At 64.3% G+C, this 11,944-nt stretch carries 12 protein-coding genes; 4 read left to right on the top strand and 8 right to left on the bottom strand.

Features of this window, described 5'->3' with window-relative positions; translation table 11 throughout:
* Positions 1-47: 47 nt before the first annotated feature.
* Positions 48-677, top strand: coding sequence for a response regulator (locus BM222_RS01505; protein ID WP_177242942.1), 630 nt, complete (start codon positions 48-50; stop codon positions 675-677).
* A gap of 173 nt (positions 678-850) precedes the next feature.
* Entirely contained in the window at positions 851-1,486 is a 636-nt protein-coding gene (locus BM222_RS01500) for a response regulator (protein WP_092226809.1), read from the top strand.
* A gap of 48 nt (positions 1,487-1,534) precedes the next feature.
* Here BM222_RS01500 and BM222_RS01495 read toward each other — a convergent pair whose 3' ends face one another.
* Complete coding sequence (locus tag BM222_RS01495) at positions 1,535-2,482, bottom strand: 2-hydroxyacid dehydrogenase (RefSeq protein WP_092226501.1); 948 nt, start codon at positions 2,480-2,482, stop codon at positions 1,535-1,537.
* A gap of 100 nt (positions 2,483-2,582) precedes the next feature.
* On the opposite strand from BM222_RS01495, the gene BM222_RS01490 reads away from it, so the two are divergent.
* Together BM222_RS01490 and BM222_RS01485 are read left to right on the top strand one after the other, a co-directional pair.
* Positions 2,583-3,338 carry an SDR family oxidoreductase gene (locus BM222_RS01490; RefSeq protein ID WP_092226500.1) on the top strand — a complete coding sequence of 252 codons (756 nt, stop codon included), beginning with the start codon at positions 2,583-2,585 and terminating at the stop codon, positions 3,336-3,338.
* Positions 3,339-3,383: 45 nt separating this feature from the next.
* Positions 3,384-4,265: an NAD(P)-dependent oxidoreductase gene (locus BM222_RS01485; protein ID WP_092226499.1), complete on the top strand. Its 882-nt coding sequence runs from the start codon at positions 3,384-3,386 to the stop codon at positions 4,263-4,265.
* A gap of 4 nt (positions 4,266-4,269) precedes the next feature.
* On the opposite strand, the gene BM222_RS01480 is transcribed toward BM222_RS01485, so the two are convergent.
* The 7 genes from BM222_RS01480 to BM222_RS01450 form a co-directional block, all read right to left on the bottom strand.
* Entirely contained in the window at positions 4,270-5,175 is a 906-nt protein-coding gene (locus BM222_RS01480) for an SMP-30/gluconolactonase/LRE family protein (RefSeq protein WP_092226498.1), read from the bottom strand.
* Between the two features lie 18 nt (positions 5,176-5,193).
* Positions 5,194-5,532 carry a putative antibiotic biosynthesis monooxygenase gene (locus tag BM222_RS01475; RefSeq protein WP_092226497.1) on the bottom strand — a complete coding sequence of 113 codons (339 nt, stop codon included), beginning with the start codon at positions 5,530-5,532 and terminating at the stop codon, positions 5,194-5,196.
* A gap of 104 nt (positions 5,533-5,636) precedes the next feature.
* Positions 5,637-6,737, bottom strand: coding sequence for an ABC transporter substrate-binding protein (locus tag BM222_RS01470; protein WP_092226496.1), 1,101 nt, complete (start codon positions 6,735-6,737; stop codon positions 5,637-5,639).
* 103 nt (positions 6,738-6,840) lie between these two features.
* Positions 6,841-7,893, bottom strand: a complete 1,053-nt coding sequence (locus BM222_RS01465; protein WP_092226495.1) for an ABC transporter permease — start codon at positions 7,891-7,893, stop codon at positions 6,841-6,843.
* 54 nt (positions 7,894-7,947) lie between these two features.
* Positions 7,948-9,447, bottom strand: coding sequence for a sugar ABC transporter ATP-binding protein (locus BM222_RS01460; RefSeq protein ID WP_092226494.1), 1,500 nt, complete (start codon positions 9,445-9,447; stop codon positions 7,948-7,950).
* Positions 9,448-9,597: 150 nt separating this feature from the next.
* Positions 9,598-10,596 (bottom strand): LacI family DNA-binding transcriptional regulator, encoded by a 999-nt coding sequence (locus tag BM222_RS01455; RefSeq protein WP_092226808.1) that lies wholly within the window; start codon positions 10,594-10,596, stop codon positions 9,598-9,600.
* 279 nt (positions 10,597-10,875) lie between these two features.
* The gene (locus BM222_RS01450; protein WP_092226493.1) at positions 10,876-11,787 is read right to left on the bottom strand and encodes a LysR substrate-binding domain-containing protein; all 912 of its coding nucleotides are present in this window, start codon (positions 11,785-11,787) and stop codon (positions 10,876-10,878) included.
* Positions 11,788-11,944: the final 157 nt, after the last annotated feature.

Here is an 11,944-nt window from a genome sequence, read left to right as displayed (position 1 = left end):
TCGTTTCAAGCCGAGCCGGCGCGTGAATGACCTTGGAGTGCTCTGCCATGAAGCGCTTTCTTATCGCTGATGATCACGAAGCAGTGCGGTCGGGCTTGCGCGCGGTGCTCGAACAGCGAACGGACTGGGAAGTGGTCGCCGAGGTGAGCGACGGCAGCAAGGCGTTGAGCGCGGCAATCGAAAGTCAGCCGCACGTCGCCATCGTAGATTTCTCAATGCCGCGAATGACCGGAGTGGAGGTTGCAAGGCGGATCAGAGAATACCCGCTGCAGACGGAAGTCTTGATTTTCACGGTGCACAATTCCGGTCTCCTTGCAGAACAGGCATTTGAGGCAGGCGCACGCGCGTTCCTGGTTAAATCGGATGCGAACAGAATGCTGTTGGCCGCCGTCGAATCGCTTCTGATGCACAGGCGGTTTTGTAGCGTGGGCTGCCTGAATGGAGCCAACCTCGCGTCGTGTGGCGATACCGACAAGCATTGCGGGCTCACTCCGCGCGAGCAACTCGTCGTCAAGCTTGTTGCCGAAGGTTACAGCAACAAGGGCATCAGCGCGATCCTCAACCTCAGCGTCAAGACGACAGAGGCACATCGGGCGGCGGCCATGAGAAAGCTGGACGTGAATTCAACCGCCGGCCTGGTCCGATACGCCGTGCGGGCGCGGCTCGTCGAGGCATGAGGGGGTATTCCCCCCATGAGATGTCACCGGCGGGCGCGACACCTGAGTACATTCGCGGGAGGCATCTCAGGGTTTTGCAGGATAACTCGACGGCCTGCGGCCGATAGGATCGTTCGACTTTGCAGATGCCGGTCATCCGGCCGATTTCGGCCGGAAAAGCGAGAACGACGCCCGTGAAACGCATCTTGATTGCGGATGATCATGAAGTCGTGCGCTCGGGGCTTCGCGCGATCGTCGAAATGCAGTCGAACTGGATTGTTGCCGGCGAAGCGACCAACGGCGAGCAGGCCGTCGCGTTGACCTTGGAGGCCAGGCCGGATGTCGTGATCGTCGACTATTCGATGCCCCTCATAAACGGACTCGAGGTCTGTCGCCGTCTCCGGGCGCTTCATCAGCGTACGGAAGTGCTGATCCTGACGATGCATGAAGACGAGGAACTGCTGACGGAAGCGGTTCTCGCTGGCGTGCGCGGCTTCTTGTTCAAGTCGGATGCCAAGAAGCACCTGATCTTCGCTATCGAGGCGCTGCTCGACGGTAGACCTTACTTTACCAGTGCCCTGGTGGAGAAGCTTCTGCAAGACTACCAACTCAGCAAGCAGGGCAAGTCGGAGATGTTGCTATCGCCGCGCGAGCAGAGCGTGGTTCAATTGATTGCGGAAGGGCACACCAACAGGGCTATAGGTGTCATTTTGGAGCTGAGCGTGAAAACGGTCGAGACTCATCGTGCCTCGGCGATGCGCAAGCTCGGGATGTCGTCGACGGCCGAGCTGGTCCGTTACGCCATTCGCAAGAAGCTGATTGTGCCGTGAACTCATCTATCGATGCGTGGCCCGCAGACCTGAAAGTTCTATCTTCAGTCAGAGGACCGGCGTTGGCGGCGGGAGACCGGCGAAATGCGCGGCCAGATTGTCTCGCATCAACTGGCCCATGGCCTTGCGGGTCTCGGTCGTGCCGGAGGCGTGGTGAGGCTGCAGCAGCACGTTCGGGAGCTCGAGAAATCGCGGGTCCAGCCGCGGCTCGCCCTCGAACACGTCGAGCGCCGCTGCGCCGAGCGTGCCGTCGGTCAGCGCCGCGATCAGTGCTTCCTCGTCGATGTTGGAGGCACGCGAGACGTTGACGAGAAGCCCGTCGGGACCGAGCGCCTGGAGAACATTGCGTCCCACGATGTGCCGGGTCGCTGCCGAAGCCGCGAGCGTAACGAACAGAACGTCGGATCGCTCCGCGAGCGCAACGGGATCCGCGATGAAGGTCCAGTCCTTGCCATGAGGCTTCGCCTCGACGTCGGAATAAGCGATGTCCATGTCGAAGCCGGCCAGCCGGCGTGCGACCTCGAACCCGATCCGGCCGAGGCCGAGCACGCCTGCGCGTTTGCCCCAGGCTCGCGTCTTCAGGGGATAGAGCCCCTTGGCGACCCATGATCCGTCGCGCACCCAGCGCTCGGCCGCGTTCACGCCGCGCCATTGCGCGAGCATCATCGCGACGGCAAGATCTGCCACGTCCTTCGTCAGCACGTCTGGCGTGTTGGTCACATGGATGCCGCGCTTCCGGCAGCTCTCCAGATGCACCGCATCGAAGCCGACGCCGTAGATCGAGATGATCTCCAGCTTCGGGCAGGCCGCGATGAGTTCGGCATTCGCACCGAGCTCGCCGCGCGTGGCAATGGCGCGAACGCGCGAGCCGACCTCGGCGAGGAGAGCCGACCGGTCGCTCGCCTCGAAATAGCGGTGCACGGTGTAGGCCGCATCGAGCGGGATCTGATCCCACTCCGGATAGGGGCCCATCTGAAGAATTTCAGGATTCGACATGTGGGTGAGCGCTCCTCTTGTGCCCGAACTTGACATTGCATGTTATCGATAACATAGTTCGACGGAACGTGGATGTCGAGATGCAAGAGGAGAAGGCAGGGTGGCGATCAACTTGTTCGATCTGAAAGGGCGCCGCGCCCTCATCACGGGATCGTCCCAAGGCATTGGCCTTGCGCTCGCGCGCGGTTTGTCCGAGGCCGGCGCGGAAGTCGTGCTCAACGGCCGGGACGAAGCCAAGCTCGCCGTTGCCGCCAGCTCCATTGCGGGGGCGCGAACGCTCGCTTTCGATGCCACCGACCACGGCGCGGCGCGAGTGGCCGTCGATCGCTTCGAGACGGACATCGGGCGCATTGACATTCTCGTCAACAATGCGGGCATGCAGCACCGCGCGCCACTCGAGGAGTTTCCTGAAGACGCGTTTCAGCGCCTGCTGCAGACCAACATCGCGTCGGTCTTCAACGTCGGTCAGGCCTGTGCGCGCCACATGATCGGACGTCGTGCAGGCAAGATCATCAACATCGCTTCAGTGCAGACCGCACTCGCGCGCCCGTCGATCGCGCCCTATACGGCCACGAAGGGAGCGGTCGGAAACCTGACCAAGGGCATGGCGACGGACTGGGCGAAATACGGCCTTCAGGTCAACGCCATCGCGCCCGGTTATTTCGACACGCCGCTCAATGCCGCACTGGTCGCGGACCCCGCATTCTCGGCCTGGCTCGAAAAGCGCACGCCGGCAGGGCGCTGGGGCAAGGTCGAGGAACTCGTCGGCGCCTGCATCTTTCTCGCCTCGCCCGCGTCCTCGTTCGTCAACGGACACGTGCTCTATGTCGACGGCGGCATCACAGCTTCGCTCTGAGTCTTGCCGTCGAAGCATCCACCAGGTCACCGCGGAGATGTCGTGATGCCCCGTCCAGTCGCATTGATCGGCGCCGGCGCCATGGGCGGCGCGATTGGAGCGCGCCTCGCCGAGACCGGGACCCGCGTCCTGGTGTTCGATCTCGATCCTGCAAAGGTCGCTGGTCTCGTTGAAAAAGGCGCAATCGCAGTCGCGTCTGCCGCGAGCGCTGCGGCCGAGGCCGACGCGGTGGTCCTCAGCCTCAACTCGCCGAGAATCGTGCGAGCGGCGGTGTTTGGACCGGCGGGTGTCGCGGAGGGCGCGCGGAAAGGCACGCTGATCATCGACATGTCCTCGATCGATCCGCAATCAACGCGCGAACTGGCGAAAGACGCTGAAACAGCCGGCCTGCGCTGGGTCGACAGCCCGTTGTCGGGCGGCGCGCCGAAGGCCGCGATCGGTCAGTTGACCTGCATGGCCGGCGGAGAGGCAGCAGACGTCGCGGAGGCACGAGTGGTGCTCGCCGAGGTCGCCTCGAACTTCACGCATATGGGTCCGAGCGGTGCAGGACAGACCACCAAGCTCATCAACCAGGTCTTGTGCGCTCTCAACTTCGTCGCGGTTGCCGAGGCGACCGCGTTGGCGGAGGCCTCCGGCGTCGATGCGGCCAAGATCCCGCCAGCGTTGCGCGGCGGCCGGGCGGACAGCGCCATCCTCCAGGAGTACATGCCGCGCTTCGCCGCGCGCGACTACCGGCCGACGGGGCGCATCGACAACATGGTCAAGGATCTGAACGGTGCGCAGGATCTGGCGCGTCAGACCGGAATCGCGATGCCGATGACCGTCGTCTGCGCCGAGATCCATCGCCTTCTGACCGCAATCGGCTGTGGTGCGATGGATCAGGCTGCGCTGATGGAATTCTGGGCGGAGCGAACGCCGCCAGCGTGAGAATTCAGGAAAGCCCGTGCGCGTTGACGTAGATCGCATAGAGCGAAGTCTGCGCGGTGATGTAGAGCCTGTTCCGCTTCGGCCCGCCGAAGGTCAAATTGGAGACGATTTCAGGCACCGGAATGCGCCCAATCAGCGTGCCGTCCGGCGCGTAGACCGCAACTGCATCCGCCGTCGACGTCCAGATGTTGCCGTTCCGATCGAGGCGGAATCCATCGTAGAACCCGGCCTGAGACGTCGCGAAGATGCGGCCTTCGTCAACCGCAAGCCCACTCGATGCCACGTCGTAGGCGCGAATGACGGCTGGCAAGCCAGGCACGTGCGTCGCACCGGTTTCGGCCACATAGAGCAGCCGCTCGTCGGGCGAGAAGGCGAGACCGTTCGGCTTCACCATGTCGGTCACGACAGCGGACAACGCGCCGCTTGCCGGATCGAAGCGATAGACGTTGCTGGCGCCGATCTCGCTCGGTCCGGCATGCCCCTCATACTCGCTGTCGATGCCGTAGGTCGGGTCGGAGAACCAGATCGTTCCATCCGACTTGACGACGACATCGTTCGGGGAATTGAAGCGCTTTCCTTGAAAGCGCTCGACCAGTGCGATCCATTGGCCATTTGCCTCGAGCCGCGAGATGCGACGGCCACCGTGCTCGCAGGCGATGACGCGGCCGAGCGCGTCGCGCGTATGGCCGTTGTGATAGCCGCAGGGGCTTTCGAACACCGAGACCGAGCCGTCGGTCTCGTCGAAGCGCAGCACGCGATCATTGGGAATATCGGACCACAGCAGCGACTTGGCGGCCGGCACATAGACCGGGCCCTCGGCCCAGCGGCTGCCGGTCCAGAGCTTGTCGAGCTTGGCGTGCCCGATGATCAACCCTTGGAAGCGCGGGTCGAGAATGTCGTAGGTGCTCACCGTGTCAGATCTCCGCGACTAATCCGTCGGTAACGCAAAGTCGTCGGCCTTGAACACCGTGTGGAAGATCGAGCCATCGAACATCTCGGTGAGCCCCTTGGTCACTTCGCGGCTCTCCAAGCGAACCGGCGAAGCAAGCGCCTCCTCGATGGCCTGGCGCGAGGGATAGCGGATCGCGAGCACCATCTCGTAACGCTGGGCGTCGCTGTCGCTCTCTTCCTGCCGCAGCACGCGAACCTCCTCGGCACCGGGAAAGCGCGTCCACAGCGGCACGAGCTTCTCGCGAACATAGGCGGTGAATTCGGCTTCGCGCCCGGGCTTGACGCTGCCACTGAAGAAAGCACAACGGATATACATCGGCATTCGCTCGTCTGTCTGAGTGTGGAAGAACAATCGGCGGTCAGCTTGCGACGGACCGCCGAGGGAGCACGGTCATCGTGCTCGGGGAGCGGAGAGGAGGCTTACTGGAGGCCCCAGGCTTTCTTGTAGGCGTCGCGGTAGCCATTGCCCGGATCGAACGTGTTGGTCGGGCCGCCGTCGAATTCGATGTTGGCCTTGGTCACCACGTGCAGTGGCGAGACGTAACCCGACCACTTCTCTCCGGCGATGGCGCGGTTCAACTCGTCGACGAGCTGCCAGCCCTGAAGGTTCAGCGGCTCGGCCACGGTGACGGCCTGGTAGGCGCCGGAGCGGATGCGCTGATAGGCGCTTTCGGAGCCGTCGCCCGCGGCGACGTTCACGGGCGCGCCGGTGCCCTTGATGCCGGCCGCGGAGAGCGAGGGCGCCATGAAGTCATAATAGAGGTCGTTGATCGCCAGCGAATGCGTCCAGGCCGCACCATGCTTTTGCAGCAGCGAGGTGGTGAGCTGCGGCATGCGTGTCGAGGTCTCGGCGATCGGCGTATCGACCCATTCGAGCACCTTGCCCCCGAGTGCTTCGATGACCTCTTTCATCTTCTTGGCCTTGGCGATTGCGATCTCGTAGGTCGAGTCGGTGAAGATGATCACGCCCGGCTTGCCACCCGCGTCGACGAACGCCCAGTTGGCCGCGGCGGTGGAGACCGCCATCGGATCCGTCGTCACATTGGCGAACACGCCGGCTTCGGGCACGGGACCGATAACGGGAGCGGCGTGCCAGGACACCATCGGGATCTTGGCGGCCTTGGCCGCTTCCATGCCGGGCTTCTGCTCGACCGCGTCGAAGCCGCAGATGACGAGGCCGTCGGGCTTGAGCGTCATGGCCTGGCCGAAGGCGGCGGTGCGGCCGGAGACCGAGCCGGCGCCGTCAAGCGTGCGCACGGTCCAGCCGGCGGCCTTGGCGGCCTCCTCGATGCCCTTGGTGACGCCGAGCACGCCGCCGTTCTTCATGTCGGACGCGAGCACGACGATGGTCTTGCCCTTCGCGATTTTCGGAGCGGTGGTCGGACCATCCCACTTGTCGACCTTGGAAGCATATTTGTCGACGAAGGACTTGGCGTCCGCGAGCGAGTCGGCGTGGGCAGACGCGAGACCGAACGCGAGCCCGGCGACGACGGCGCCGGTTCGAATGATCGAATGCAACATAGAGCGTTCTCCTTGGTGTGATGCCGTTTCTGTGTTTCGCCGGCCCTCCGCCGGACTTTCCGTTGTGACAGGCTCGTCGCAGGTCACGAACTTCATCAATGTTTCAGGGCTTACGATCAGGTGCGCCGGCGGGGACCTTCGCAACGGCGCCGCGCTTTCTCTGCGCGTAGCCGGCCATGCCGATCGCGGCGAGCAGCGTCAGGCCATTGAAGAGCGGTTCGACCCAGAATGAGCCGCCGAATTGCTGGATGCCGGCGATGCCGACCGCGAGCACGGCGACGCCGATGATGGTGCCCCAGACGTTGACGCGCCCGGGCTTGATCGTGGTCGAGCCGAGAAAGGCGCCAACCAGCGCGGGGAGCAGATATTCGAGGCCGACGCTCGCCTGGCCGATGCGTAGCTTCGAGGCAAGCAGGACGCCGGTGACCGCGGTGAGGATGCCGGAGGCCATGAAGGCGCCGACCGTGAAGCGCTGCACCGGAATGCCGTTGAGTGCGGCCGTCTTCGGGTTGGCGCCGATGGCGTAGATGTAGCGGCCGATCGGCAGATATTCGAGCATCAGCCACATCGCCACCGCGAGGACGAGCACATAGAAGCCGGTGATCGGTAGGCCGAAAACCATCGTGCCGTTGAGGGCGAGGAAGCCGTCCGGCAGCATCGCGACGACCTGCCGACCGCCGGTGTGCCAAAGCGCCAGCGCATAGAGCACCGTGCCGGTGCCGAGCGTGGCGATGAAGCTGTCGATGCGCGCGACTTCGACCAGCAGACCATTGAGGAGGCCCGTGAAGGCGCCGAGGCAGATCACGACGAGGACTGCGATCGGCCAGGGCAGGCCGAAAGCGGTTTGCAGGCTGATCACCAGGATGTGCCAGAGCACGATGCCATAGCCGACCGTGAGGTCGATCTTCCCGGCGGCCATCGGGATCATCGCCGCGAGCGAGAGCATGGCGATGATCGATTTGTCGGAAACGATCGAACGCAGATTGAGAAGCGTCGGAAATGTGTTGGGCAACAGGATCGAGAACAGGGCGATCAGCGCCACCGTGATGATCGGCAGGCCATAGACCGGCAAGAGGCGCGTGATCTTATGCGACACCGACGCGCCGGCGAGATCGGCGCGCGTCGGTTCCAGTGCATTCGACTCGATCGAATTCATTCCCATGCGTTCCTCCCGGCGGGCGCCTTGCGTCGGCGTCGTGCGAATTGTCCGTTACGCGGCCTCGGAGGCCGAGGCGGCGGTGATCAGGGCTTCCGTCGTCAGAGCATCGGCGGTGATTTCGCTAATTATCCGGCCGCGGTTGAAGACGAGCGCGCGATGGCAGATGTGCGCGACTTCCTCGAAGTCGGTGGAGACGACGACGACGGCAAGCCCTTCGGCGATGGCACGGGCGATGAGCCGATAGATCTCCGCTTTGGCGCCGACGTCGACGCCGGCGGTCGGATCTTCGGCCACCAGCAGCTTGCGTCCGGTCGCAAGCCAACGGCCGACGACGACTTTCTGCTGGTTGCCGCCCGAGAGTCCTTCGATCGCGAGATGCGGATCATTGGGCCGCAAGCCCACCAAGGCGCCGAGCTTGACGGCCTCTTCCGCCTCGCGCTTTGGCGCGAGCACGTCGAGCAGGCCGCGCCCGGAGGCACCGGGATTGAGGAAGACATTCTCGCGGATTGACAAGGATGCTGCGATCGACTCTTCGGTTCGGTCACGGGCCACCAGCCCGATGCCACCGGCCATGGCGGCCACGGGGCTGGATAGATCCGGCGCCGTGCCGTCGACGAGGATCTCGCCGCGATGCGCCACGGCGCCGAATAGCGCGCGGCCGACTTCCTCCTGGCCTGCGCCCCGCAAGCCCACGAGCCCCAGGAGTTCGCCCTCGCGCACGTCGAAATCGACCGGTCCGGCCTTCGGCGTGATCAATCCCCGCACCGTCACGCGCGTCTTGCCGGAATGGGAGGTGGCTTTCTCGAACATGTCGATCAGGGGCCTGCCGACGATCAGTCGCACCAGATCCTCGGGCGAAGTCTCGCTGATCGCCTTCTCCCCGACGAGCAGGCCATCCCGCAAGACGACGACGCGATCAGCGATGCGGAAGATCTCGTCAAGCCGGTGCGACACATAGATCATGCCGACGCCCTGTCCGCGCAGGCGCCTCAGCGCCGCAAACAGGCGCTCCACCTCATCGGCCGGCAAGCTCGCCGTCGGCTCGTCGAGCACCAGGAAATCGCAATTGACGACGAGCGCGCGGGCGATGGCGACCAGCGACTTCTCGGTGCGTGACAGGCTCGATACCCGCGTGGTCGGATCGATATCGCAGCCCACCAGCGCGAGCGCCTTGGTCGCGCGTGCCTCGGCGCCGCGCCAGTCGATCAGGCCGAACGGCCGGGTTCGCGGAAAGCCCTGGGCGAGGCCAACATTCTCGGCGACCGTCATCCATTCGATGAGACCGAGATCCTGATGGATGAAGGCGACCGGCTGGTGCCCGGCGCCGCCGCCCGCCGCATGGTGATAGGGCTCGCCTGCGATGGTCACCGCTCCGGCATCCGGGCGATGGATGCCGCCGAGCACCTTGATGAGGGTCGATTTGCCCGCGCCGTTTTCGCCGAGCAAGGCGACGATTTCGCCGCGGCCGACGTCAAAGCTCACACCCTTGAGCGCACGCGTGCCGCCGAACGACTTGACGATTCCATCGAAGCGCAGCGCACCCGATGCCATCCCGGTTCTCCTCCCGAAATCACCAGCCGATCGTGATCGGTTGGAGGATGCCCAACCGATGACCAGGCGCTTGGCATCGCCATCTCTATCATGGCGTCCTGTTTGTTATCGATAACATGCACCCAGTCGGGCGCCGGTGTCAAGCAGAGCTCAGGTGCTTTCGCGCTCGATCATTTCGAACGGCACGATCAATGTCTCCGGCCCGGGGCGCCTGTCTTCTCGAACGCCATCAATGGCGCGAAGCATGATGCGGCCGGCCTCCTGACCGATGTTGCGGCAGTCGACCGCGACGGTCGTGATCCGCGGCCAGGAGCAGCGCGACACCTCGAAGTCGCCGAAGCCTGCCACCGCGATCCGGCCCGGGACCGACCAGCCGCGGCGATGACACTCCATTATGGCTCCGAACGCAGACAGGTCGGACACGCAAACCGCAGCATCCACATCCGGCCATTGCTCGATCAGATGGACGATGGCCTCTCCGCCCTGTTCCATCGAGATCGGGGGATTGCCGAACGAGATGGTGCGGCCGACGGGGAGGCCGAGTTCCTCGACGGCGCGCTTGTAGCCGAGACGGCGATCGGCGCCGCGCGTGTCGCGGCGGCTTGCTCCGCCAATGAAGGCGATGTTGCGATATCCCTTCTGGTAAAGCCGATGCACGAGCGCACGCGAAGCCTCGGCGTTGGAAAAGCCGACGACGTTGTCGATAGGGTCAGCCGGCAGGTCCCAAGTCTCGACCACGGGAATGCCGGCGGATTGCAGCATGCGGCGCGCCTTCGGCGTGTGCCTTCCGTCGGTGACGATGATGCCGTCGGGCCGGCGCGTCAGCATCGCACGCACGAGGTGCTCTTCCTTCTCCATGTCGTAGTCGGTGTAGCCAAGCAGCATCTGGAGCCCCTGGCCTTCAATCGCTTCGGTGATGCCGCGTGCGGTATCGGAGAAGTTGGAGTTGTTGATGGAGGGGATCAGCGCCGCCACGAATCCGGTCCGCTTCGACGACAACGCGCCTGCGGACAGGTCGAGCACATAGCCGAGCTCTTCGACGGCGGCGAGGATCCGGCTTCGCGTCTCCTCTGAGACGGCGCCGTCGCTCTTCAACGCGCGCGAGACGGTCATCGCGGACACGCCCGCACGCGCTGCAACCTCAGCCATGGTCGTCGCCCGCTTTGGGCTCTTTCCGGTCTTCGCCCGAGTTTGTTTCATCTCATGTGATCTCTCTTGGGCGCGCGTCGCGGGATCGAAGCTGGTACCGCCGCAGCTTGCGTTAAAAGGATACATTGCCTACGATATCGATAACAGTCCGCGCTGCAACGGTTTTGACCGGCTACGTCCGCCGTGTGAGCTGTTCAAGACGAATTGCATGCCCGGCAACGTCAGCGGGCCGACAACGGCGGGGCCGTTCGGTCATTGAGCGCGTTTGCGAGGGTTCTTTTAGTCCCTTCGGCGCGCGCCCAAGCGGCTCCTGTGGCTCAGGAGCTGACCAGCAAGCTTGATGAAATTGTGGACCACCATCGATGTCTCGTCTTCTCGGAACACCAGGAACACGTCGGCTGCAGGCGGTGAGGGCCTGATCGGGCGAAACGCGATGTCGGCTGTGGTGAAGCGCGCGATCGACTGCGGCACGAGCGCGACGCCGAAGCCTGCTGCGATCAAGCTCGGGATCGACTGCGCGTCGACGACCTGCTGCGACACCTTGGGCAGGAAGCCGGCATCGACGCAGCAGGTCTGCACGTAGCGAGCGAAGTCAGAGCTGTTCGGATCGAGGATGACGTGATCCTCGGATGCCAGTTCACCAAGCGCGACGCGCTTGCGTTTCGCCAAATGGTGAGTGCGGGGCACGGCGAGAACGACCTCTTCCCGCCATGCCAGCTTGCTGGTCAGGTCGCGCTCCCTGGGGATGCCGCGCATGAGCGAGATGTTGGTGGTCCGGTTGAGCAGGGCGGCGATCTGGAGCGCCGGCGCCTGCTCGTGCACGGTCATCCGGACCAGGGGCGCCACGTCGCGGTAGGCCGCCAGCAGCTCCGCGAGGCGGCCGCGCAGGATGGAGCCGGTTGCGCCGAGATCCAGCGTTCCGATCAGGCCGGCGCCGATCGAGCGCACCTCGTCCTCCGCGGATTTGACTTGTTGCAGGATTGCCCGTCCGCGCAGCAGCATTGCTTCGCCCGCCTGCGTCAGCTCCACCTTGCGGCTGGTCCTGTAGAGCAGGGAGGTGCCGAGCTCGGCCTCGAGCGCCTGGATATGCTGGCTGAGCGGCGGCTGCGACAGGTTCAGCCGCCGTGCGGCGAGGGTGAAGCTGCGCTCTTCGGCCACGGCAATGAAGTATCTGAGCTGGCGAAGATCCATAGCGAAACCCTATCAATCGTGTCGTTCTATATATTGGACTCGATGTCGCACCTGGTCAACGAATGACCGAAGGAGCCGTCATCCGGCCCGCGAACGGCGGGCGGCTCCGCGCAGCGGCGTCGCGCCGCTGCCAATGACAAGAATGGCAACGGCTCAA

The organism is Bradyrhizobium sp. Gha, assembly GCF_900113735.1.
GTDB lineage: Bacteria > Pseudomonadota > Alphaproteobacteria > Rhizobiales > Xanthobacteraceae > Bradyrhizobium.
Note: the sequence above shows the minus strand (reverse complement) of the source record. Positions and strands in the feature narration are given on the sequence as shown.

Bases quoted from the DNA above. Each gene is read 5' to 3' on its own strand.
- BM222_RS01450 (WP_092226493.1), bottom strand. From the start codon at position 11,787: ATGGATCTTCGCCAGCTCAGATACTTCATTGCCGTGGCCGAAGAGCGC.
- BM222_RS01465 (WP_092226495.1), bottom strand. From the start codon at position 7,893: ATGAATTCGATCGAGTCGAATGCACTGGAACCGACGCGCGCCGATCTC.
- BM222_RS01455 (WP_092226808.1), bottom strand. From the start codon at position 10,596: ATGGCTGAGGTTGCAGCGCGTGCGGGCGTGTCCGCGATGACCGTCTCG.
- BM222_RS01475 (WP_092226497.1), bottom strand. From the start codon at position 5,532: ATGTATATCCGTTGTGCTTTCTTCAGTGGCAGCGTCAAGCCCGGGCGC.
- BM222_RS01495 (WP_092226501.1), bottom strand. From the start codon at position 2,482: ATGTCGAATCCTGAAATTCTTCAGATGGGCCCCTATCCGGAGTGGGAT.
- BM222_RS01485 (WP_092226499.1), top strand. From the start codon at position 3,384: ATGCCCCGTCCAGTCGCATTGATCGGCGCCGGCGCCATGGGCGGCGCG.
- BM222_RS01470 (WP_092226496.1), bottom strand. From the start codon at position 6,737: ATGTTGCATTCGATCATTCGAACCGGCGCCGTCGTCGCCGGGCTCGCG.
- BM222_RS01460 (WP_092226494.1), bottom strand. From the start codon at position 9,447: ATGGCATCGGGTGCGCTGCGCTTCGATGGAATCGTCAAGTCGTTCGGC.
- BM222_RS01505 (WP_177242942.1), top strand. From the start codon at position 48: ATGAAGCGCTTTCTTATCGCTGATGATCACGAAGCAGTGCGGTCGGGC.